Annotated in this window: 19 protein-coding genes; 13 read left to right on the top strand and 6 right to left on the bottom strand. The window is 74.0% G+C overall.

Features of this window, described 5'->3' with window-relative positions; all coding sequences use genetic code 11:
* Positions 1 to 8: 8 nt before the first annotated feature.
* Positions 9 to 605 (bottom strand): hypothetical protein, encoded by a 597-nt coding sequence (locus tag ACA511_RS17700; protein WP_375025433.1) that lies wholly within the window; start codon positions 603 to 605, stop codon positions 9 to 11.
* Positions 606 to 696: 91 nt separating this feature from the next.
* On the opposite strand from ACA511_RS17700, the gene npdG reads away from it, so the two are divergent.
* The 4 genes from npdG to ACA511_RS17680 are packed head-to-tail and all read left to right on the top strand — an operon-like array spanning position 697 to position 3677.
* Entirely contained in the window at positions 697 to 1401 is a 705-nt protein-coding gene (npdG, locus tag ACA511_RS17695) for an NADPH-dependent F420 reductase (protein ID WP_375025432.1), read from the top strand.
* A 53-nt stretch (positions 1402 to 1454) separates the two neighbouring features.
* Positions 1455 to 2552 (top strand): potassium channel family protein, encoded by a 1098-nt coding sequence (locus tag ACA511_RS17690; RefSeq protein WP_375025431.1) that lies wholly within the window; start codon positions 1455 to 1457, stop codon positions 2550 to 2552.
* 32 nt (positions 2553 to 2584) lie between these two features.
* Positions 2585 to 2926 carry a hypothetical protein gene (locus ACA511_RS17685; RefSeq protein WP_375025430.1) on the top strand — a complete coding sequence of 114 codons (342 nt, stop codon included), beginning with the start codon at positions 2585 to 2587 and terminating at the stop codon, positions 2924 to 2926.
* A 4-nt stretch (positions 2927 to 2930) separates the two neighbouring features.
* A complete protein-coding gene (locus tag ACA511_RS17680; RefSeq protein ID WP_375025429.1) occupies positions 2931 to 3677 on the top strand; it encodes a hypothetical protein in 747 nt (248 codons plus the stop codon).
* Between the two features lie 29 nt (positions 3678 to 3706).
* Here ACA511_RS17680 and panB read toward each other — a convergent pair whose 3' ends face one another.
* Entirely contained in the window at positions 3707 to 4558 is an 852-nt protein-coding gene (gene panB / locus ACA511_RS17675) for a 3-methyl-2-oxobutanoate hydroxymethyltransferase (protein WP_375025428.1), read from the bottom strand.
* Positions 4559 to 4705: 147 nt separating this feature from the next.
* Here panB and ACA511_RS17670 point away from each other — a divergent pair, with 147 nt between their 5' ends.
* The 3 genes from ACA511_RS17670 (at position 4706) to ACA511_RS17660 (ending at position 9160) form a co-directional block, all read left to right on the top strand.
* Positions 4706 to 6292, top strand: a complete 1587-nt coding sequence (locus tag ACA511_RS17670; RefSeq protein WP_375025427.1) for an MFS transporter — start codon at positions 4706 to 4708, stop codon at positions 6290 to 6292.
* A gap of 7 nt (positions 6293 to 6299) precedes the next feature.
* Positions 6300 to 6890, top strand: coding sequence for a TetR/AcrR family transcriptional regulator (locus tag ACA511_RS17665; RefSeq protein WP_375025426.1), 591 nt, complete (start codon positions 6300 to 6302; stop codon positions 6888 to 6890).
* Between the two features lie 161 nt (positions 6891 to 7051).
* Positions 7052 to 9160, top strand: coding sequence for a SpoIIE family protein phosphatase (locus tag ACA511_RS17660; protein WP_375025425.1), 2109 nt, complete (start codon positions 7052 to 7054; stop codon positions 9158 to 9160).
* A gap of 18 nt (positions 9161 to 9178) precedes the next feature.
* Here the strand turns inward: ACA511_RS17660 and ACA511_RS17655 are convergent, their stop codons facing one another.
* Complete coding sequence (locus tag ACA511_RS17655; RefSeq protein WP_375025424.1) at positions 9179 to 10981, bottom strand: NAD+ synthase; 1803 nt, start codon at positions 10979 to 10981, stop codon at positions 9179 to 9181.
* Between the two features lie 32 nt (positions 10982 to 11013).
* Positions 11014 to 12273, bottom strand: a complete 1260-nt coding sequence (locus tag ACA511_RS17650) for an MDR family MFS transporter (protein ID WP_375025423.1) — start codon at positions 12271 to 12273, stop codon at positions 11014 to 11016.
* 55 nt (positions 12274 to 12328) lie between these two features.
* On the opposite strand from ACA511_RS17650, the gene ACA511_RS17645 reads away from it, so the two are divergent.
* Positions 12329 to 13354: a DUF5937 family protein gene (locus ACA511_RS17645; protein WP_375025421.1), complete on the top strand. Its 1026-nt coding sequence runs from the start codon at positions 12329 to 12331 to the stop codon at positions 13352 to 13354.
* On the opposite strand, the gene ACA511_RS17640 is transcribed toward ACA511_RS17645, so the two are convergent.
* Positions 13294 to 14289, bottom strand: a complete 996-nt coding sequence (locus ACA511_RS17640) for a terpene synthase family protein (protein WP_375025420.1) — start codon at positions 14287 to 14289, stop codon at positions 13294 to 13296. The genes ACA511_RS17645 and ACA511_RS17640 overlap by 61 nt on opposite strands.
* A 196-nt stretch (positions 14290 to 14485) precedes the next feature.
* Between ACA511_RS17640 and ACA511_RS17635 the strand changes: the two genes are divergently transcribed.
* The 5 genes from ACA511_RS17635 (at position 14486) to ACA511_RS17615 (ending at position 21637) form a co-directional block, all read left to right on the top strand.
* The gene (locus ACA511_RS17635; RefSeq protein WP_375025419.1) at positions 14486 to 15304 is read left to right on the top strand and encodes a transporter substrate-binding domain-containing protein; all 819 of its coding nucleotides are present in this window, start codon (positions 14486 to 14488) and stop codon (positions 15302 to 15304) included.
* The gene (locus ACA511_RS17630) at positions 15301 to 16128 is read left to right on the top strand and encodes an amino acid ABC transporter permease (RefSeq protein WP_375025418.1); all 828 of its coding nucleotides are present in this window, start codon (positions 15301 to 15303) and stop codon (positions 16126 to 16128) included. Before ACA511_RS17635 ends, ACA511_RS17630 begins: the two co-directional genes overlap by 4 nt.
* Positions 16125 to 16913, top strand: a complete 789-nt coding sequence (locus tag ACA511_RS17625) for an amino acid ABC transporter ATP-binding protein (protein WP_375025417.1) — start codon at positions 16125 to 16127, stop codon at positions 16911 to 16913. The genes ACA511_RS17630 and ACA511_RS17625 overlap by 4 nt, the downstream gene beginning before the upstream one ends.
* Before the next feature lie 151 nt (positions 16914 to 17064).
* Positions 17065 to 18426 carry a glutamine synthetase family protein gene (locus ACA511_RS17620; RefSeq protein ID WP_375025416.1) on the top strand — a complete coding sequence of 454 codons (1362 nt, stop codon included), beginning with the start codon at positions 17065 to 17067 and terminating at the stop codon, positions 18424 to 18426.
* 61 nt (positions 18427 to 18487) lie between these two features.
* Entirely contained in the window at positions 18488 to 21637 is a 3150-nt protein-coding gene (locus ACA511_RS17615) for a bifunctional [glutamine synthetase] adenylyltransferase/[glutamine synthetase]-adenylyl-L-tyrosine phosphorylase (protein WP_375025415.1), read from the top strand.
* Between the two features lie 51 nt (positions 21638 to 21688).
* Here ACA511_RS17615 and ACA511_RS17610 read toward each other — a convergent pair whose 3' ends face one another.
* Positions 21689 to 22570: a phosphatase PAP2 family protein gene (locus tag ACA511_RS17610; RefSeq protein WP_375025414.1), complete on the bottom strand. Its 882-nt coding sequence runs from the start codon at positions 22568 to 22570 to the stop codon at positions 21689 to 21691.
* Positions 22571 to 22670 lie beyond the last annotated feature (100 nt).

Raw genomic sequence — 22670 nt, 5'->3', positions numbered from 1 at the left:
CGGGACGGCTAGTCGACGACCGGGCCCGAGACCGCGTCGAGGAGCCTGGCGAGCCGGTGCCGGAGCCCGCGCGGGCTCCGCGCCGGCTCGTGCCCGGCCGCCGCGCTGACGAGGTGCTGCGCGCCGTCGAACGACATGAGGGCCTCGTCCGGCGGGACGGTCAGCGCCTCGTGGGCGAGGCCCCGCAGCTCGCGGTCGCCGCCCTCCAGCGCGAGGACGGTCGCGCCGGTGCGGCGCGCGTCGTCCACCCGTTCCAGCAGCGGGACGGGCGCGCCGTCCTCGGCGACGACGAACAGCGTCTCGCCGCGCCGCGCCGCCTCCAGCCGCTCCAGCCCGATCCGCAGGTGCGGGGGCGCGTCCGCGGGCGGCGTCCAGCGCACCAGCGTCGGCGCGAGGCCGGGGACGCCGCCGAGGCGGCTCTCGTCGTCCAGGTGCGCCGCCAGGTGCCAGGGGTCGCCGCCGGGCGTGCCGACCAGCAGCAGCCCGCCGGGGGTGCGGGACGTGACCCGCAGCGCGCGGCCGAACTCCTGGGTCCGCTCGAGCCAGCCCGTCGTCGACAGGACCTCGCGCAACATCGTGATCTGCTCGGCGTCCACGGGCACCATGGTGCCGCACCGGGCGCCCTGGTCAGGCGGTTTTCGCGATGCGGGAGCCCGGGGCGCGGCGGCCGGGAGGGCGTTTGGCAGACTCGGCCGCATGACTGAGCAGCGGAAGACTCCCTACGACCTCCCCGACGCAGGCGGCCTGTCGATCGGCATCCTCGGCGGCACCGGCGACCAGGGCAAGGGGCTCGCGCGCCGGTTCGCGCTCGCCGGGCACACGGTGACGATCGGGTCGCGCAAGGCCGAGCGCGCCCAGGCCGCCGCCGACGAGCTGTCCGGGGGGCCGGGCGGCGGGCTGCCGGTCTCCGGCGCGGAGAACCCGGTCGCCGCCGGGGAGTCGGACGTGGTGGTCGTCGCGGTCCCGTGGGACGGCCACAAGGCCACGCTGGAGTCGCTGCGCGCCGAGCTGGCCGGCAAGATCGTCGTGGACTGCGTGAACCCGCTCGGCTTCGAGAAGGGCAAGGGCGCGTTCGCGCTGCCGGTCGAGGAGGGCAGCGCCGCCCAGCAGGCCGCCGCCGTCCTGCCGGACAGCCGCGTCGTCGCCGCGTTCCACCACGTCTCCGCCAAGCTGCTGCTCGACCCCGGCGTGGACGAGATGGAGCTGGACGTCCTCGTCCTCGGCGACGACCGCGAGGCCACCGACCTCGTCCAGGCCCTCGCCGGCCGCATCCCCGGCATGCGCGGCGTCTACGGCGGCCGGCTGCACAACGCCCACCAGATCGAGGCGTTCACCGCGAACCTCATCTCCATGAACCGCCGCTACAAGGCCCACGCCGGCCTGCGCATCACCGACGTCTGACCGGGGCGGGCGACCGGCACCGGAACGGGCGTCTGATCGTTAAGCTCGGTGTGGTGCCGAGCGTGAACGACCCCGGGGCGGTGCGCCGCCCGCTCGTCCTGCTGCCCTCGTCCAGGACGGGGCCGCTGCGCGCGGTGGCCACGCGGGTCGGGATCGCGCTGGCGCTCCTGTTCGCCGTGGTGGCCGCCGTCTACCTCGACCGCGACGGCTACCGCGACACCGGCGACGGGGAGCTGTCGCTGCTGGACGCCTTCTACTACGCGACGGTGACCGTCTCCACCACCGGCTACGGCGACATCACGCCGGTCGGGGACGCGGCCCGGCTCGTCAACATCGTCTTCATCACGCCCGTGCGGGTGCTGTTCCTCATCGTCCTCGTGGGCACGACCCTCGAGGTCCTGGCGGAACGCACCCGCGAGGACTGGCGCAAGTCACGCTGGAGGGCACGCGTGCACGACCACATCGTGGTGGCCGGCTACGGCACGAAGGGCCGCAGCGCCATCAAGACCCTGCTGAGCACGGGCGTCGACCGCGAGTCCATCGTCGTCGTGGACCCGGACCCGCGCGTCGTGGCCGAGGCCGCGGAGGCCGGGTTCGTCAGCATCGTCGGCGACGCGACGCGCAGCTCGGTGCTGAAGCAGGCGGCGGTGCAGCGGGCCCGCGAGATCGTGGTGGCGAGCGCCCGCGACGACACCGCGGTGCTGATCACCCTCACCGCGCGGCAGCTGAACCCGCGCGCCGGGATCCAGGCGTCGGTGCGCGAGTCGGAGAACGTCCCGCTGCTGCGCCAGTCGGGCGCCGACCACGTGGTGACGTCGTCGGAGGCGGCGGGGCGGCTGCTCGGGATGTCCACCAGCCAGCCGAGCGTCAGCGAGGTCATCGAGGACCTCCTCGACCAGGGCAGCGGCCTCGACCTGGTGTCGCGCGAGGTGCGCCCGGACGAGGTCGGCGGGCCGCTGTCGGCGGTGCGGGAGCCGGCGCTCGCGGTCGTCCGGGACGGCCGCACGCTGCCGTTCGACCACCCCCGGTGCACGACGCTCGAACCCGGCGACCGGCTGATCGTGGCGCGCTCCTCGCCGCGTCCGCGCCCGCGCGCCGACTCCGCCGGGAACGAGGGAGCGGACGGCGCCTCCGGTGCGTCCGAACAGTGACGTACCATCGGGTTGGCTACAGGCAGGTGGACATGCGAGAGATCCGGTCGGCAGATCCGTGGAGCGCGTTCCTCGCGCCTCCCGGGCGGAGCGCCGGGGCGCGCAGGCCGCCCGGCGCGGCGCCCGCCGGCGAGCCCGGCCCGCCCGCGGCCGAGACCCGTTCCCCCGCCGCCGCGCCCGCCGACGCCGACGCGTGCCGGCGGGTGCTGGCCCGGCTGCGGGCGGTGAACGGCCCGCAGTCCCTGGAGCAGCTCCACCACGCGACCCGGCTCGGGCTGCTGGAGGTCGCGGACGCCGTGGACGCGCTGCGCCAGCGCGGCCTGGTCGCCGTGGAACGCGAGATCGACGAGGTCGTCCGGCTGACCGGGGAGTGAGCGGGTGCTCGGATACGCCGTCGCCGTCTCGCTGAGCTGCCTCGTCGGCGTCGCCGAGCTGGTCAGCCGCTACCGGGACCGGCCCACCACGCTGGTCCGGGTGCCGAGCACCTGGGCGTACGTGCTGATCAACGGGGGCGCGGGCGCCGGCTCGCTGCTGCTCCTGCACACCTTCGACTGGCGGTTCGGCGTCCGGGCGCCGGACGTGGCGGCGGCGACGCAGGTGCTGGTCGCGAGCCTCGGCTCGATGATGGTGTTCCGCAGCGCGGTGTTCACCGTCCGGGTCGGGGACGAGGACGTCGCGGTCGGCCCGAGCACGCTGCTGACCTCGCTGCTCGCCGCCGCCGACCGGGGCGTCGACCGGATGCAGGCCAAGACCCGCGCGCACGAGGCGGGCGAGATCATGCGGGGCGTCTCGTTCGCCAGGTCGCGGCTGGCGCTCCCGACGTACTGCCTGGGGCTGCTGCAGAACGTGTCCGCCGAGGACCAGGCCGACCTGCGCACCGCCGTGGACGCGCTCGCCGGCAGCGAGATGACCGACGGGCAGATGGCGCTCAACCTCGGCCTGCTGCTGATGAACGTCGCCGGCCCGGACGTCCTGCGCTCCGCCGTGGACACGCTCCGCGCCGAGATCATGACCGACGAGGCGGCCCCGGAACCGGACGCGCCCCGCGTCCCCCCGCCCCGCGGCGGCGGGGCCGGGCTCGGGGAGCCGCACGCGCGGACGGCCCGGTCGAACCCCGACAGCTAGGGCGCGACCGGGCCTCCGCGGGGGGCGGGTTACCGGTAGGAGTGCTCGGGGGCGGGGAAGACGCCGCCGGCGACCTCCTCGGCGTAGCCGCGGGCGGCCTCGCCGAGCAGCGTGTTCAGGTCGGCGAACTTCTTCACGAACTTGGCCGTGTGCGGGGTGAGGCCCGCCATGTCCTGCCAGACGAGCACCTGCGCGTCCGTGCCGCTGCCGCCGCCGATGCCGATCGTCGGGATGGACAGCGAGGAGGTGACGCGGGCGGCGAGGTCCGCGGGGACGCATTCGAGGACGACGGCGAACGCCCCCGCGGCCTCCAGGGCCTTCGCGTCCGCCATCAGCTCGTCGCCGTCCTGGCCGCGGCCCTGCACCCGGTAGCCGCCGAAGACGTTCACCGACTGCGGGGTGAGGCCGAGGTGCCCCATGACCGGGATGCCGGCCGACACCAGCGCCTCGGCCTGCGGGATGACCCGGTGGCCGCCCTCCAGCTTGATCGCGTGCGCGCCCGCCTCCTTCATGAAGCGGGTGGCGGTCCTCAGCGCCTCGCCGACGCCCGTCTGGTACGAGCCGAACGGCAGGTCGGCGACGACCATGGCGCGCTTGGAGCCGCGCACGACGGCCGCGGTCAGCGGGATCAGCTCGTCCACCGTGACGGGGATGGTGGAGTCGTAGCCGTAGACGACCATCGCGGCGGAGTCGCCGACGAGCAGCACGGGGATGCCGGCCTCGTCGAAGACCCGCGCGGTGAGCGCGTCGTACGCGGTGAGCATCGGCCACTTCTCGTGCCGCTCCTTGGCGGCGGCGATGTCGCGTACGGTCACCCTTCGCCCGCCCGTACCGCCGTAGAGTGCGGTCGGCTGTGCTGGGGGTGCGACAGAAGAAGACATGCGAGAACCTCCGGTCTTGAGGCGCCACGGTGGCGTACCCAGACGGAACCGATCGTGCCACTTCGAAAACGATTCGGGTACCCCCGGAGATTCCCGAATTCGCGCGGCCCGGGAACAGATTTCGAAACGATACCGTTGCGTATCGGCATGGACCCCCAGACGATCCGGCGCCGCAGGTGGTACGTCCTCGGCGTGCTGACCCTGAGCCTGCTGGTGGTGGTGCTCGACAACACCATCCTCAACGTGGCGCTCAAGACCATCGCCGACCCCGAGAAGGGCCTCGGCGCCACGCAGAGCCAGCTCGAATGGTCGATCAACTCCTACACGCTGGTCTTCGCCGGACTGCTGTTCACCTTCGGCGTGATCGGCGACCGGATCGGGCGCAAGCGGGTGCTGATCGGCGGCCTGGCGGTGTTCGCCGTCGCCTCGCTGGTGTCGGCGTACGCGCGGTCGCCGGAGCAGCTCATCTACGCCCGCGCGCTGATGGGCCTCGGCGGCGCGGCGGTCATGCCGCAGACGCTGTCGATCATCACGAACGTGTTCGAGCCGGAGGAGCGCGCCCGCGCGATCGGCATCTGGGCCGGCGCGGTCGGGCTCGGCATCGCGATCGGCCCGCTCACCGGCGGGCTGCTCCTCGCCCACTTCTGGTGGGGCTCGGTCTTCCTCATCAACGTGCCGGTCATCGCCGTCGGCATCGCGCTCATGGTGTTCCTCGTGCCCGAGTCGCGCAACCCCGAGCCCGGACGGCTCGACCCGCTCGGCGTCGTGCTCTCGGTCATCGGCCTCGTCGTCCTGTCGTACGGGATCATCCAGGGCGGCGAGAAGGGGGACTGGCTGGCGCTCCCCGTGCTCGGCCCGATCCTCGCGGGCGCCGCCGTCATCGCGCTGTTCGTCGCGCACGAGGCCCGCACCGCGTCCCCGGCGTTCGACGTCCGGCTGTTCAAGGACGCGCGGATGTCGGCCGCCGTCGCGTCCATCGCGCTGTGCTTCTTCGCCGCGAGCGGCGTGTTCTTCTTCGCCAACTTCTACATGCAGTCGGTGCGCGGGCTGAGTCCGCTGCAGTCCGGCGCGATGGTGCTGCCGTTCGCGGTCGCGCAGCTGGCGTTCGCGCCCCGCAGCGCCGGGACGGTCCGCCGCTTCGGCGCGAAGGCCGTCTGCACGTCCGGTCTGCTGCTGGTCGCCGCCGCGCTGGCGAGCTACCGGTTCGTGGGGACCGACACCCCGATGTGGATCCTCGGCGCGATCTTCTTCGTGCAGGGCGCGGGGATGGCCCACGTCATGCCGCCCGCCACCGAGTCGGTCATGTCGGCGCTGCCGCGCGAGCGGGCGGGCGCCGGCTCGGCCATCAACAACACCGCCCGGCAGGTCGCCGTCGCGATGGGCGTGGCCGTGCTCGGCTCCGTCGTCGCCTCCGTCTACCGCCGCGACCTGGACGGCGACCTCGCCGCGCTGCCCCCCGGCGCGCGGGAGGCGGCCGGCGAGTCCATCGAGGGCGCGCACGCCGTCGCCGCCCGGATGGGCGAGGCCGGGCTCCGCCTCGCCGGCCACGCGGACGCCGCGTTCGTCAACGCCATGCACGCCGCGTCGGCCGCCGCCGCCGTCATCGCCCTGCTCGGCGCCCTGGTCGTCCTGAAGTGGATGCCGGGACGCGCCCCGGCCGCCCCCGCCGCGGAGACCGGCGCGCCGAGCCCGCCCGGGAAGGCCGCCGCGGCGGACCGCGGTGTGAGAGCGTGACCGCGTCATGACCGGGACCGAGCGGCGCCACGGCGGGCGGCCCCGCAGCGAGCGCGCCGACAAGGCCATCATCGAGGCGACCCTCGACCTCCTCGCCGCCGAGCCGGGGGTGGCCGGCGTGTCGATCGAGGCCGTCGCCGCCCGCGCCGGCGTCGGCAAGACGACCATCTACCGGCGCTGGCCCAGCAAGGACGCGCTGATCCTGGACGCGCTCGGCGCGGCGAAGGCGCCGCTGCCCGAGCCGTCCGGCGGGTCCGTCCGCGAGGACCTCACCGAGCTGGCGCGGGCGCTCACCGACGAGCGCAAGCGCCGCTACGCCAGGTGCTTCTGGAACGTCGCCGGCGGCGCCGAGAAGCACCCCGAGCTGTACGCCCGGTACAAGCGCGACATCATCGAGCCGCGCCGCGACATCGTCCGCCGGGTGCTCCGGCGCGGGGTGGGCGGCGGGGAGCTGCGCGCCGACCTCGACGTGGAGGTGGCGATGTCGATGCTGCTCGGCTCGCTGGTCCCGCGGAGGCCCCAGGAGACCTTCCCGGACGGCTACGCCGAAGCCGTCGTCGACACCCTCCTGCGAGGCATCGAAACCGCCGCGCAGTGACGTGCGCACTGACGTGCGGAATGGCGTGCGGACGACGGAAGCGGACCGATTTCGGGACGGGAGGCGTGATCTCCTCCCGCAGCGGCCGTGTCATGCCCCATACTGTCGCTGGGTAGTGCTGAGACGACCGGCTGTCTGGAGCGCGTCAGGTGAGATCCGTCATGGCGCCGCGAGGCGATGCGCCCGCCACCGATTCGGCGTCCCGGACCCTGGTCCTGGGCATCGACGGGGCCAGGCGGATCGTCCAGAGCGGGCCGAACGCCCGTGCCGTCCTCGGCCGGGGCCCCGAGGACCTGATCGGCCGCCCCGCCACCGACCTGGTGGGGGAGGAGGCCAAGGCCGAGCTGGAGGCCCTCCTCGAGGTCGGCGACCAGGAGCGCAACGGCGTGATGACCGTGCTGCGCGGCGACCAGGGGGCGTCCGCCCTCGTCACCGTCCAGCCGATGGTCGGCGGCGCACCGGACGCGGCGCCCGCCGCGCTGCTGTTCGTCCGGGTCGAGCTGCCGCCGAGCGAGCGCTACCAGGACCCGGCCCTCATGCGCCGCGCGCTGATGGACGACCAGCTCACCCGGTTCGGCGCGTCCCTCGACCTCGACCAGTCCGCCCGCGGCCTCGTCGACGTCGTCGTCCCGCACTACTGCAACGCCGCGTCCGTGCTGGTGCTGGAGAGCCTCGTCGCGTCCGACGAGGTGCACAGCGAGTCCGGCGCGGCCGTCCTGCGCCGCATCGCGGTCACCTCCGACGACGGCAACCCGGCGTGGACGTCCACGTTCCCCGTCGGCGAGGTCCTCGTCTTCCCCGAGGGCACCCCGTACCGGAAGGTCATGGAGACGGCGCGGCCCGTCCACCTGCCGCACATCCCGGTGGACGAGGCGTCCGAGATCGGCCGGCTGTGGCGGCGCGGCCCGGCGGGCGAGCTGCTGTCCGGCGTGTCGATGGTGCTGCTGCCGCTGATCGCCCGCGACACCCTGCTCGGCTTCATCGCCTGCACCCGCATCCCCGGTTTCCGCAAGTTCGACGCCTACGACGTCGAGATCGGCATGGAGTTCGCCGCCCGCGCCGCGATCGTCATCGACAACGCCCGGCGGTTCAGCCGGGAGCGCGCGACCGCGCTGGCGCTGCAGCGCAGCCTGCTGCCGATGCGGCTGTCGGCGCCGTCCTCGGTCGAGGTCCGGCACCGCTACCTGCCCGGCAGCAAGCTCGTCGAGGTCGGCGGCGACTGGTACGAGTCGATCGCGCTGCCCGGCGCCCGCGTCGCCCTGATCGTCGGCGACGTCGCCGGGCACGGCGTCCGCGCCGCCGTCACCATGGGCCGGCTCCGCACCGCCCTGCACACGCTCGCCAACCTGGAGCTGCCGCCCGCCGAGGCGCTGCACGTCATGCACGAGCTGATGATCGAGCTCGGCGAGCAGGAGCCGCACTTCGCCACCTGCGTGTACGCGGTGTACGACGCGACGACGGGCACGATCGAGATCGCCTCCGCCGGCCACCTGCCGCCGCTGCTCGCCGACCCGAGCGGCGGCAACGAGTACCTTCAGGTCCCGCCCGCCCCGCCGCTCGGCGTCGCGGGCGGCGCCGCCATCGAGAGCCGCGAGTTCACCGTCGAGGACGGCAGCCTCTTCGTCATCTACACCGACGGCCTCGTCGAGAACCGGGGCCGCGACATCGACGACGGCCTCGCCCGCCTGCGCGGCATCTTCGGCCCCGACTCCGTCGACCGCCCGATGGAGGACCTCGCCAAGGCCACCCTCGCCGGCGTCTACGCCGACCAGCACCGCGACGACATCGCCGTCCTCATCGCCCGGCTGCGCCGCCTCCCCGAGGACCGGCACACCTCCTGGACGCTGCCCGCCGACCCGGCCGCCGTCCGCCGCGCCCGCGGCCTCGTCCGCGCCCGCCTGGCGGAGTGGGGCCTGGACGAGCTCGACTACACCACCGAGCTCCTGGCCTCGGAGCTCATCACCAACGCGCTCCGCTACGCGCCGGGCCCCATCGAGCTGCGCCTCCTCTTCGAGCGCACCCTCGTCTGCGAGGTGCTGGACCGGTCCGCCGCGCTGCCCCGCCTCCGCCGCGCCGAGGACGACGACGAGAACGGCCGCGGCCTCCTCGTCGTCAGCCAGCTCGCCCACCGCTGGGGCACCCGCCGCACCGCCGCCGGCAAGGTCGTCTGGTGCGAGCAGATCGTCCCCGGCATCGACCCCGACGCCTCCGAGCAGGTCCCCGCCTGGCCCGAAGAGGCCTGGCCGGGGGAGAACCACCACAGGGGCTAGCTCAGGCCCGGAGGGGGTCTACCTCTCGCGCCAGGCGTTGGTGATGGGGAGGCGGCGGTCGCGGCCGAAGTTCTTCGGGGTGATCTTGGGGCCGGGCGGGTACTGGCGGCGCTTGTACTCGGCGATGTCGACGAGGCGGATGGCGCGGTCGACGAGCCCGGGGTCGTGGCCGGCGGCGACGAGGGCCTCGCGGCCCATGTCGCGTTCGACGTAGTCGGCGAGGACCGGGTCGAGGACGGTGTACTCGGGCAGCGAGTCGCGGTCGCGCTGGCCGGGGCGCAGCTCGGCGGACGGCTCCTTGTCGATGATCTCCTCGGGGATGGGCTCCTGCTCGAACGGGTGCAGGAACGGCCGGTCCGGGCCCGTCCCGCCGCCGGGGGCCGCCTGGGCGTTGCGCCAGCGGGCGAGGTCCCAGACGGTGAGCTTGAAGACGTCCTTGATGGGGGCGAAGCCTCCGGCGGAGTCGCCGTAGAGGGTGGAGTAGCCGGTGGCGAGTTCGCTCTTGTTGCCGCCGGTCAGCACTAGGTGGCCGTGCTCGTTGGAGAGGCCCATCCAGACGTTGGCGCGGACGCGGGCCTGGAGGTTCTCGGCCGCGAGGCCGTGCAGGTCGAGGTGCTTCTCGAACGCGTCCACCATGTCGGCGATGGGGACGATGCGGGAGTTGACGCCCTGGCGCTTCACGAGCTCCTCGGCGTCCACGACGGACCCCTCGGAGGAGTGGCGGCTCGGGAGCAGGACGGCGTGCACGTTCTCCGGGCCGATCGCGTCGGAGGCGATGGTGGCGACGAGCGCGGAGTCGATGCCGCCGGACAGGCCGAGGACGACCGAGCGGAAGCCGTTCTTGCGGACGTAGTCGCGGGTGCCGAGGACGAGCGCCGCGTAGATCTCGGCGAGGTCGTCCATCGGCTCGGCCGCCGGCTGCGGCAGCACCGGGTAGGCGGGCGGCGGGTCCGGGGTGAGGATGTGCCGCTCGACGGTGATCGTGGTGCCGTCGAGGGCGTCGACGGGCGTGCGGCCGGGTCCGGCGGACGGGTCGGCGGCGGGCAGCGCGAGGTCGGCGACGAGGAGGTGCTCGGTGAACTGCGGCGCGCGGGCGAGGGGGGTGCCGTCAGGGCCGACGATGACGGAGTCGCCGTCGAAGACGAGCTCGTCCTGGCCGCCGACCATGTTGACGTAGGCGAGCGCGCAGCCGGCCTCGCGGGCGCGTTCGGCGCACAGGCCGAGGCGGACGTCGTCCTTGTTGCGCTCGTAGGGGGAGGCGTTGATGGACAGGAGCAGGCCCGCGCCGGACGTGGACGTGACGCTGACCGGGCCGCCGTCCTGCCAGAGGTCCTCGCAGATGACGGTGGCGACGTCGATGCCGTTGACGCGGACGACCGGCAGCCGGTCGCCGCGGACGAAGACGCGGTACTCGTCGAAGACGCCGTAGTTCGGCAGGTGGTGCTTGGCCGAGCGGACCAGCACCTCGCCGCCGTGCAGCCACGCGGCGGCGTCGAGCGGCGCCCCGGCGGGCTGCCCGGACCGGACGAGCCCGACCGAGCGCCGGTCGAGGTAGCCGGTGACGACGGGCAGGCCGCCGAGGCCCTCGTCGGCGAGCCGGCGGGCGAGCCGGTCGAGGGCCCGCCGGCACGCCTCGACGAAGGACGCGCGGAGCGCGAGGTCCTCCACCGGGTAGCCGGTGAGCATCATCTCGGGGAAGGCGACCAGGTGCGCGCCCGCGTCGGCGGCGCGCCGGCTCCATTCCACGATCAGGTCGGCGTTGCCGTCGAGGTCGCCGACGGTCGGGTTCACCTGCGCGAGAGCGATCCTGAGCTGTGCCACGCTCCAAGAGTAGAACGCCGGACAGAGTTTCGTCACTTTGACGAGAAGGGCGTGTCGAGCGCGGCGGCGCGCCGCCGCCTGATCGCGGGGGCCAGCGCGAGCTGCGCCGCCGCCGCGACGAGGGCCAGGGCCGCGCAGGTCAGCCACAGTGCGGCCGCCCCGCCGGCGCCGAGCAGCTGGGTGCCGCCGAGCGGCGCCAGCAGGAAGCCGCCCGACCACGCCATCCCGTACAGGCCGCCGTACCGGCCGCGCAGGTCCGCGGGCGCGAGGTCGGCGACGACCGCCTGCAGGACGGACGCCGCCGTGATCTCCCCGAGCGTCCACACCAGGATCGTCGCGGTGTAGGCGGCCACCGTCGAGGCCAGCGAGGTGAGCCCGTAGCCGACGCCGACGAGGACGAACCCGGCGACCATCACCAGGCTGTGGTCGCGTCTGGCGAGCCAGGCGTTCACCAGTGGCTGCACGATGATGATCAGCACGCCGTTCGCGCCGATGGCGAGGCCGTAGGACTGCGGCCCGAGCCCGTCCTCCTTCATGGCGAGCGGCATCGTCGTCATCCCCTGCATCAGGACGAACGTGTAGACGAGCGTGACCAGCACGTAGCCGACCATGACCCGGTCGCGCAGGGCGCGCCCGAACCCGCCGCGGGGATCGGCGCGGGCGTCCCGCGACCGCGTCTCCGGGACGGCCCGCCACACCAGCACCCCGAACCCGGCGCAGGTGATCGCGTCGATCCAGAACAGCCACAGGAAGCCCTGCTGCGCGAGCGTCCCGCCGAGCACCATCGCGACCGCCCAGCCCAGGTTGATCGCCCAGAACAGCAGCCCGAACGCGCGCGGGCGCTCGGCGGGGGAGACGATGTCGGCCACCATCGCCTGCGCGGCGGGCCGGTACATGTCCAGCAGGACGCCGAGCAGCAGCGCCGCCCCGACGATCGCGGCGATGCCCTGGGCGTAGCCGAGCGCGAGCATCGCGGCGCCGGTGCCGACGGTCGCGAGCGTCAGCGTCGGCCGCCGGCCGAGCCGGTCGGCGAGCGCGCCGCCGACGACCTGGCCGCCGAGCGAGCCCGCGCCGAGCACCGCCATCACGACGCCGGCCTGCGCCAGCGACAGGCCCCGCACGGTGGTCAGGTAGAGGCCGAGGAACGGCTCGACCATGGTGCCGAGCCGGTTGAGGAGCGTCCCCGCCCACAGCACCCAGAACGGGCGGGGGAAGCCCCCGACCCGGGGGCGCAGGAACGCCGCGACCCTGCCCGGAGCGGGACCGGCGGGAGGGTCTTCGAGAGTGGTCACTGCACGATCGTCAGCGGTCCGCCCCGGCCCGCGACAATGATTTAGCCTGGACTGAATGATCGAGTTCGTGTTCGCGCCGGACGACGTGGCCCGCGTCCGGTTCGCCTTCTCGCCGCTGTGGGAGATGGTGCGCAGCCTGCGGGTCCTCGCCGACCCGTCCGGCCACGCGCTGCACCTGCCGTGGGTGCGCACCGTCCGGCCGCGGCTGCGCGGGCTCGGCCTCGGCCCGCTGCACGAGGTCGTCGGGCCGGCCGGCTACATCCCGGACTTCCTCACCCCGCCGCCGGGGACCCCGCTGCCCGACCTCGCCGCCGAACTGGAGATCGTCCGGGCGACGCCGCCCGGGGTCGTCGCCGCCGAGCTCCGCTGGAGCGAGCGGGCGATCGCGCCGGGCCCGGCGCGGCTGGCGATGGCCGCCGAGCCGGAACGCACCCTGGAGCGCCTCGCCGGCCTGCTCGAACGGTACTGGGAGGTCGCCGTCGAGCCGTACTGGCCGCGCGTCCGCGACCTCCTCGAAGGGGACGTCCTGCGCCGCACGGGCGCGCTCGCCGCCGAGGGTGCCGCCGGGATGTTCGGCGACCTGCACGAGGCGGTGTCGTGGCGCGCCGGGACGCTGGCCGTCGACCGGCGCTGGACGTTCCGCGGCGAGCTCGCCGGGCGCGGCATGCTGCTCGTCCCCAGCGCGTTCGTGTGGCCGGACGTGTCGGTGATGGTGCCGCCCTACCAGCCGATGCTCAGCTACCCGCCGCGCGGCGTCGCGACGCTGTGGGAGACCGGGCGGCCGGACCAGCCGCGGGCGGACGCGCTCGCCGCGCTCGTCGGCCGCCGCCGCGCCGAACTGCTCGCCGCGCTGGCGCGGCCCGCGTCGACGACCGACCTGGCCCGCAGGCTGGGCGTGACGGCCGGCGCGGTCAGCCAGCATCTCGGCGTGCTGCGCGCGTGCGGGCTCGTCACCGGGCACCGCATGGGGCGCCGCGTCCTGTACGTCCGCACCCCGTCCGGCGACGCTCTCGCGGGCGGTCAGCGCAGCGAGGCGAGCGCGTCCAGGCGCGGCGGGCCGGGCGCCGCGGCGGGCTCGTAGCGGCCGGACTCGGCGAGCCAGTCCAGGTGGGCGCGCGGCGTGGCCAGGAGCACCTTGACGACCTGCGCGGCGGCGGCGCGCTGCGCGACGGTCAGGTCCAGCCGGTCGAGCATCTCCGGCAGCCTGCGGGCCGCCGTCCACGCCTCGTCCAGCCGGTCGGCGATCCGCTCGGCGACCGCGGCGGCGGCCTGGGCGTCGTCCAGCCCGCGCGTGCGGGACAGGACGGCGGGCAGGTCGTGGACGTCGCCGCGCGCCGACTCCAGGTCGTGCGAGGCGAGGTCGTTGGACCAGGCCACGACGTCGGCGACGCCGTCGGCGAGGGTCTTCCAGCGGGGCGTGCGCAGCAGCCGCGGCGGCAGCTCGACGCCGAGGACGGGCTCGACGAGGTCGTACATGAACGGCCCGCACGCCCGGCGGCGCAGCGGCGCGAACTCCGCCTCCGTCGGGACGTGCCGGATCCGCCGGTTCACCGCCTCCTTGGCGCACCCGTCCCGGTGCGACTCCAGTTGCAGCATGAACCTGCGCCGCCAGTCGCGGCTCATGTCCTTGGCCGTCGCCTGCCACAGCTCCACCAGCGCCGCCTCCAGCGGCCGCGCGCCCGGCCGGGCGTGGCCGCGCCGCATGGCGCGCAGCAGGTCGTCGTACAGCGCGTGCACGGCGCTGCCGCTGTCGGCGAGCGGCGGGTGGTCCATCGTGTCGTCCAGCGCGAGCGCCCACGTCAGCCAGCGGGCGAACAGGTCCACCCCGGCGAGGTCGGCGGCCGGCAGCACGCGGGCGGCGAGCCGCTCGCAGCGGGCCCGGCCGAGCGGCGAGGTGTCCGGATCTCCGAGCACCAGGCCGCGGCCGCGGGCCCAGGCCTCCACCTGCGCGCACAGCCGCCACGACTCCGGGTGCATGGCCGACGGGGTCGCCAGCGCGGGCACCCGGTCGCTCATCGAGAGAAGAAGAGAGATGTCCACGGCCCTGCCCACGCTAATGATCACTTCGTCGAGCGACCATGATCGCCACGTCAATTTCCGGGAAACGGACTCATGCGGGTCGGTCATGCCCGTCCCGCCGGCCGACCCTGCCGGACGGGCCCGCGACGTGCGATAGTTCGTTGATCGATAACACGCTCAAACAGGAGGAAACGTGTCCAGAGGGACCGTGCGATGGGCGCTGGGCGCCGGCCTGGCGGCCCTGGCGCTGACGGCATCGGCGTGCGGCGGCGACGAGGGCGCCACCGTCCAGGGCGTGAAGCTCATCGAGAAGGGCGCGCTGACCTCGTGCACCCACCTGCCGTACCCGCCCTTCCAGTCGGAGGACAAGAAGACCGGCAAGGTCGTCGGCTTCGACGTCGACATCATCGACCTCGTCGCCAAGAAGCTCGGCGTCACGCAGAAGGTCGTCGACACCCCCTTCGAGACGATGAAGACGGGGGCCGCGCTGAACGCCGGCAAGTGCGACATCCAGATGGGCGGAATGACGATCAAGCCCGACCGGGTGAAGTTCATGGACGTCTCGTCCCCCTACTTCGACGCCACGCAGTCGCTGATGGCGAAGAAGGGCAGCGGGATCGCCTCGCTGGAGGACGTCAAGGCGAAGAAGGCGAAGCTGGGCTCCCAGGCCGGGACGACCGGTGAGGACTACGTCAAGGGCAAGGGCTTCGACCCGCGCTCGTTCGACAACTCCAACGCCGAGCTGGACGGGCTGCGCACCCGCCAGGTCGACGTGATCGTGCAGGACGACCCGGTCGTCAAGGGCTGGCTGAAGGACCCGGCGAACTCCGGCTACGAGATCGTCGCGAACCTGAACACCGGTGAGCAGTACGGCATGTGGATGCGCAAGGACCACAACCCCGAGCTGGTCAAGATCACCAACGAGGCGATCGCGCAGGCGAAGGCGGACGGCACCTACAAGCGGATCTACGAGAAGTGGATCGGTCCAATGCCTGCGGGCGCCGGCTCGTGACCGCCGGGCCCATCGACGCGGCGGCGCCGGGCGGGCTGTCCCGACGGCGCCGCCGGCAGCTCTCGCTCGGCGGCCAGTACGGGCTGTTCGCCCTCGTGGTGCTGCTGCTCGTCCTGCTGGCCGACTGGCCGACCCTGCGGCTCAACTTCGCCAACTGGGACGTCGCCAAGGACCTGTTCCCCGACGTCATCACGGTCGGGCTGCGCAACACCGCCGTCTACACCCTCACCGGCTTCGGGATCGGCCTGGCGCTCGGCCTCGTCATCGCGCTGATGCGGCTGTCGTCGGTCGCGCCCTACCGGTGGTTCGCCGCCGCCTTCATCGAGGTCTTCCGCGGGCTCCCGCTGCTGCTGATCTTCATCTTCATCAGCGTCGGCGTGCCGCTGGCCTTCGGCACCACCGTCCCCGGCGGCGCGGTCGGGCAGACCGGCCTGGCCCTCGGCCTGGCCGCGGGCGCCTACATGGCCGAGACGATCCGGGCCGGGATCGAGGCCGTGCCCCGGGGGCAGACGGAGGCGGCGCGCTCGCTCGGCATGTCGCACGCCCGCGCGATGCGGTCGATCGTCATCCCGCAGGCGTTCCGGATCATCATCCCGCCGCTCACCAACCAGCTCGTCCTGCTCTGCAAGGACTCCTCGCTGGTGCTCTTCCTCGGCATCACCCTGGAGCAGCGGGAGCTGACGAAGTTCGGCCGCGACCTGGCGGGCCAGGTGGGCAACACGACGCCGATCATCGTGGCCGGCATCTGCTATCTGATCATCACGATCCCGCTGAGCCTGCTGGCGCGGCGGCTGGAGGCGCGGCAGCGCAGGGGGCAGCGATGACGGGCCTCGGCAAGAAGGCGGCGGGCGGGGCCATCGAGATCGGCGGCCTGCGCAAGTCGTTCGGGACGAACGAGGTGCTGCGCGGCATCGACTTCCACGTCGAGCCGGGCGAGGTCGTGTGCGTGATCGGCCCGTCCGGGTCGGGCAAGTCGACCCTGCTGCGGTGCGTCAACCTCCTGGAGGAGCCGTCGGCGGGGACGATCCGGGTGGTCGGCGCCGAGGTCACCGACCCCGAGGTGGACATCGACGCCGTCCGCCGCCGCATCGGCATGGTGTTCCAGTCGTTCAACCTGTTCCCGCACCTGACGGCCCTCGGCAACGTCATGATCGCGCAGCGCAAGGTGCTGCGGCGGGACCGGGCGGAGGCGGAGAGGGTCGCGCGGGAGAACCTGGAGCGGGTCGGGCTGGCCGACAAGGTCGACTCCTACCCGGCGCAGCTGTCCGGCGGCCAGCAGCAGCGCGTGGCGATCGCCCGCGCGCTGGCGATGGGCCCGGAGGTCATGCTGTTCGACGAGCCGACGTCCGCGCTGGACCCCGAACTCGTCGGGGACGTCCTCGGCGTCATGCGCGGCCTCGCCGAGGCCGGGATGACCATGCTCGTGGTCACCCACGAGATGACCTTCGCGCAGGAGGTCGCCGACCGGGTGGTGTTCATGGACGACGGCGTGGTCGTCGAGGAGGGTCCGCCGCAGCAGGTGATCGCCGCCCCGACGCACGAGCGGACCAGGGCGTTCCTGTCCCGCGTCCTCGATCCGGCGGCCGCGCGGATCGGGGACGGCGACTAGTCGGATATGTTCCGGTCAGCGGGAATGGTCGCGTGTAACGTCGCGGTAACAGCGACCGGGCATACTGCGAGGTAGCCGGACCGTCTCTCGCGCGGCCGGCATGCGTCGCCCGCCCAGGAACATCGGCAGGGCAGTACCGAGGGAGAAGGCTTTGGACCGTCAGCAGGAGTTCGTGCTCCGCACGCTGGAGGAGCGCGACATCCGCTTCATCCGGCTGTGGTTCACCGACGTGCTCGGCTTCCTGAAGTCCGTGGCCGTCGCCCCCGCCGAACTGGAGGGGGCCTTCGGCGAGGGCATCGGGTTCGACGGGTCGGCGATCGAGGGCTTCGCCCGGGTCTACGAGGCCGACATGATCGCCAAGCCGGACCCGTCCACCTTCCAGGTGCTGCCCTGGCGCTCGGAGTCCCCCGGCGTGGGCCGGATGTTCTGCGACATCCTCATGCCGGACGGGACGCCCAGCTTCGCCGACCCCCGCTACGTGCTGAAGCGGGCGCTGTCGCGGGCCGCCGACCTCGGGTTCACCTTCTACACCCATCCCGAGATCGAGTTCTTCCTCCTCAACGACAAGCCCGAGGATGGCAGCGAGCCCGAGCCCGCCGACTCCGGCGGCTACTTCGACCACACCCCGCACAGCGCCGCGCACGACTTCCGCCGCAACGCGATCATGATGCTGGAGGCGATGGGCATCTCGGTGGAGTACAGCCACCACGAGGGCGCCCCCGGCCAGCAGGAGATCGACCTCCGGTACGCCGACGCGCTCACCACCGCCGACAACATCATGACGTTCCGGCTGGTGATGAAGGAGGTCGCGCTGGAGCAGGGCGTCAACGCGTCCTTCATGCCGAAGCCGTTCACCGAGCACCCCGGCTCCGGCATGCACACCCACATGTCGCTGTTCGAGGGCGACCGCAACGCCTTCTACGAGCCGGGCGCGGAGTTCAAGCTGTCCAAGGTCGGGCGGGCGTTCATCGCCGGCCTGCTGCGGCACTCCGCGGAGATCACCGCGGTCTGCAACCAGTGGGTCAACTCCTACAAGCGGCTGTGGGGCAACGTCGGGTCGGCGGCCGGCGCCGGGGGCGAGGCCCCGTCCTACATCTGCTGGGGGCACAACAACCGGTCCGCGCTCGTCCGCGTCCCGATGTACAAGCCGCACAAGGGCCACTCGACCCGCATCGAGTTCCGGTCGCTGGACACGGCCGCGAACCCGTACCTGGCGTTCGCGGCGATCCTCGGCGCGGGGCTGAAGGGCATCGAGGAGGGCTACGAGCTGCCGCCGGGCGCCGAGGACGACGTCTGGGCGCTGACGGTCGCCGAGCGGCGCGCCCTCGGCATCGAGCCGCTGCCGCAGAACCTGGACGAGGCGATCCACGCGATGGAGCGCAGCGAGCTGATGGCGGACGTCCTCGGCGAGCACGTGTTCGACTTCTTCCTGCGCAACAAGCGGCAGGAGTGGGAGGAGTACCGCCGCCAGGTGACCGAGTTCGAGCGCAAGCGCCTTCTGGCGGTGCTCTGACCGTCCTCCGGCCGCCGCCTTTGACGGGCGGGCTCCGCCCGATCGGAATACGGTTGACGCTGTGACCGAGTCCCGGACGCCCGAACGCCGACCCTCCCTCGCCGGGCGCCTCGCGCGGCTCGGCTTCACCGACGCCGCGCGGGCCGAGTGGCTGCTGCGGGACGCCGAGCGGGTCGCCGGGTCGCGGCCCGCCGACGAGCTGCTCGACGCCCTCGGCGGCACCGCCGACCCCGACCTCGCGCTGGACGGGCTGCTGCGCCTCCTCGCGTCCGCCGACGAGCGGGGCCTGGGCGGCGAGCTGCGCGCGGCCCTCACCGCCGAGCCGGGCACGCGCGAGCGGCTGACCGCCGTCCTCGGCGTGAGCGCCGCGCTGGGCGACCACCTGGCCCGGCACCCGGAGCACTGGCGGGTGCTCCGCGACGGCGGGGCGCCGGAGTCCGGCGGTCCCCGCGAGGAGCTGCTGGCCGCGGTGGGCGCCGACCCGTCCGCGGCGGAGCCCGTGGCGGCCGCGGGCGACGCCCTCGTCGCGCTGCGCGTCGCCTACCGCCGGCGGCTGCTCGCGCTCGCCGGGCGCGACCTGATCGGCGCGGCCGACGTCGCCGAGGTCGCCGCCGAGCTGGCCGACCTCGCCGCCGCCGCGCTGGAGGCGGGGCTCGCGATCGCCCGCGCCGCCGTACCCGAGCACGCGACGTGCCGGCTCGCCGTGATCGGCATGGGCAAGTGCGGGGCCCGCGAGCTGAACTACGTCAGCGACGTGGACGTTGTCTTCGTGGCGGAGCCGCGCATGGGTGGGGCGGCGGAGCCGCGCACGGGTGGGATGGCGGAGCCGCGCACGGGTGGGGCGGCGGAGCCGCGCACGGGTGGGGCGGCGGAGCCGCGCACGGGTGGGGCGGCGGAGCCGGGCGAGGGGGCCGAGGGGGTCGACGAGGTCGCGGCGCTGCGGACGGCGACGCGGCTGGCGTCGGCGATGATGCGGGCGTGCTCGGCGAGCACCGAGGAGGGCGCGCTGTGGGAGGTGGACGCGGCGCTGCGTCCCGAGGGCAAGGCCGGGCCGCTGGTGCGGACCCTCGCCAGCCACCGCGCCTACTACGAGCGGTGGGCGAAGACGTGGGAGTTCCAGGCGCTGCTGAAGGCCCGTCCCGTCGCGGGGGACGCGGGTCTCGGCGCCCGCTACCTCGGCATGGTCACCCCGATCGTGTGGAAGGCGGCGGAGGGCGAGAGCTTCGTCGAGGACGTCCAGGCCATGCGGCGCCGCGTCGAGACCGACCTGGGGCGGCGCACGGCCGACTCGGAGCGGCAGCTCAAGCTGGGGCCTGGCGGGCTGCGCGACGTCGAGTTCGCGGTGCAGCTGCTCCAGCTCGTGCACGGCCGCGCCGACGAGACGCTGCGCGGCCGGGCCACCCTCGACGCGCTCGCCGAGCTGTCCCGGGGCGGTTACGTCGGGCGCGACGACGCGGCGGCGCTGACGTCGGCGTACCGGTTCCTGCGGCGGGTGGAGCACCTCGTCCAGCTGCACCGGCTGCGCCGCACCCATCTCGTCCCGGACGACGAGGACGGCCTGCGCCGCCTCGGCCGGGCCCTCGGCCTGCGCACCGATCCGGTCGGGGAGTTCAGCGCGCTGTGGCGGCGGCACGCGCGGGAGGTCCGCCGCATCCACGAGAAGCTGTTCTACCGGCCGCTGCTGCGGGCCGTGGCGCGGCTGCCGGGGGAGGAGGCCCGGCTCACCCCCGAGGCCGCCCGGACCCGGCTGGAGGCGCTCGGTTACGCCGACCCGGCGGGTGCGCTCCGCCATATCGAGGCGCTGACCGCGGGCGTGTCCCGGCGCGCGGCGATCCAGCGGACGCTGCTGCCGGTGATGCTCGGCTGGTTCGCCGACGCGCCCGACCCGGACGCGGGCCTGCTCGGGTTCCGGCAGGTCAGCGACGCGCTCGGCACCACGCCGTGGTACCTGCGGCTGCTGCGGGACGAGGTGACCGTCGCCGAGCGGATGGCGTGGGTGCTCGGCTCCAGCCGCTACGCGACCGATCTGCTGCTGCGCGCTCCGGAGGCGGTGGCGCTGCTCGGCGGCGAGGGCGACCTCGCGCCGCGTCCGGACGAGGCGCTCCGCGCGGAGGCGCTGGCGGCGGTCCGGCGGCACGCCGAGGGGGGCCGGCCGGCCGAGGAGGCGGTCGGGGTGGTGCGCGGGCTGCGCCGCAGGGAGCTGTTCCGCGTCTCGGTCGCGGACCTGCTGGGCCTGGCCGGTGTGCGGGCGGTCGGGGACGCCCTCACCGGAATCGCCGCCGTCACGATCGAGGCCGCGCTCCGGATCGCCGTCAACAAGATCGAGCTGGAGGCGCGGGGGCCGCTGCCGACGCGGCTGGCCGTCGTCGCGATGGGCCGGTTCGGCGGGCACGAGCTCGGCTACGGCAGCGACGCCGACGTGATGTTCGTGCACGACCCGCTGCCCGGCGCGGACGAGGCGGCGGCCGGGCGGGCGGCGCACGCCGTCGCCGAGGAGCTGCGCCGCCTGCTCGCCCTCCCGGCCCCCGACCCGCCGCTGGAGGTCGACCCGAACCTGCGCCCGGAGGGCCGGCAGGGGCCGCTGGTGCGGACCCTCGCGTCCTATGCCGCCTACTACGCCCGCTGGTCGGAGCCGTGGGAGGCGCAGGCGCTGCTGCGCGCCGACCCGCTGATCGGCGACGCGGGGCTGCGCGACCGGTTCCGCGCGCTGATCGACCCGGTCCGCTGGCCGGAGGACGGCATCGGCGAGGACGCCGTCCGGCAGATCCGGCGGCTGAAGGCGCGGATGGAGTCCGAGCGGCTGCCGCGCGGCGTCGAGCGGCGGCTGCACACCAAGCTCGGGCCGGGCGGCCTCGCCGACGTGGAGTGGGTCGCGCAGCTCCTCCAGCTCAAGCACGCCCACGACGTCCCGGGGCTGCGCACCACGCGCACGCTGGACGCGCTGGACGCGGCGGTCGCGGCCCGGCTCCTGGACGCGGGGGACGCCGAGGTCCTCGCGGAGGCGTGGTGCCTGGCGACCCGCATCCGGGGCTCGATCATGCTGGTGCGGGGGCGGGCGTCGGATCTGCTGCCGACCGACCACCACCGGGAGCGCAGCGCCGTCACCCGCGTCCTCGGCTATCCGGGGACGGGCGACCTGCTGGAGGACTACCGCCGGCACACCCGCCGCGCGCGCGCCGTCGTCGACCGCGTGTTCTACGGCGCGGAGTGAGGGCGGGCGGCTACTGCGGGGGGAGTGCCTCCTACCGGAGTAGTACGCCGGTCAGGATCTGCCGGCCCGGCACGGGCCGGCGGGGGACCCCGCCCCGGAGCGGCCGGTGTCGCGGCCCGCGCGCTGCGCGAGCCGGTGCGCGACGCGGGCCCGTGCGATGAGGACCGTGGCGGGGCAGCGCATGTAGAGCAGCCAGGACACCCAGAGCGCGCCGCTGATCAGCGCCATCCCGGCCACCGCGTCCAGGACGTAGTGGTTGGCGGTGGACAGGATCACGAACACCGTCGTCGCGGGGTACAGCACGCCGAGGACCTTGGCCCACGGCTGCGACGCCAGCCTGACCAGGATGATCCCGCACCACAGCGCCCAGCCGGCGTGCATGGACGGCATCGCGGCGTACTGGTTGGTGAGGCTGCCGGACGCGTCGCTGGCGTACAGGCCGAGCGAGTGCAGCGCGGTCACCGGGTCGACGAAGCCCTCGCTGTGCAGGAACCGCGGCGGGGCGAGCGGGTACAGCCAGAAGCCGATCAGCGCCACCCCGGTGGCGATCATGATGGACGCGCGGAGCCACCGGTAGTGCTGCGGCCGGTAGCGGTACAGCCAGACGACGACGCCGAGCGTCACGATGAAGTGCATCGTGGCGTAGAAGATGTTGGCGGTGCGGGCCAGCCACGGGACGGCCAGCAGCGTCTGGTTGAGGTGCAGCTCGACGTCCAGCCCCAGGTAGCGCTCGATGCGCAGGATGTCGTCCGCGTGGGCGAAGGCCGGGCCGGTGCCGTCCTGAACCAGAACGATGCGCGTCAGCGTATATCCGGTGTAGAACAGCACGACCAGCAGAAGCTCACGCCAGACCGGTGGCGCGGTGAGCACCCGCCGCCGCATCGTCGCGGCGGCCTGGCCTCTTCGGGCGGCTGGGGGGGCGGATTGAGCCATGCTACCTATCTTTGCCTCAGGGCCCCCTGAATGAGATCACCGCAATGAATGGTCTTCATCTCAGCCTTGAGTAGTACGACCCTGATGCGGCATCCGGACT

The organism is Actinomadura sp. GTD37 (genome assembly GCF_041951365.1).
In the GTDB taxonomy this organism is placed as follows: Bacteria; Actinomycetota; Actinomycetes; order Streptosporangiales; family Streptosporangiaceae; genus Spirillospora.
The sequence above is the reverse complement of the archived record's forward strand: the minus strand, read 5'-3'. Positions and strand labels throughout refer to the sequence as shown.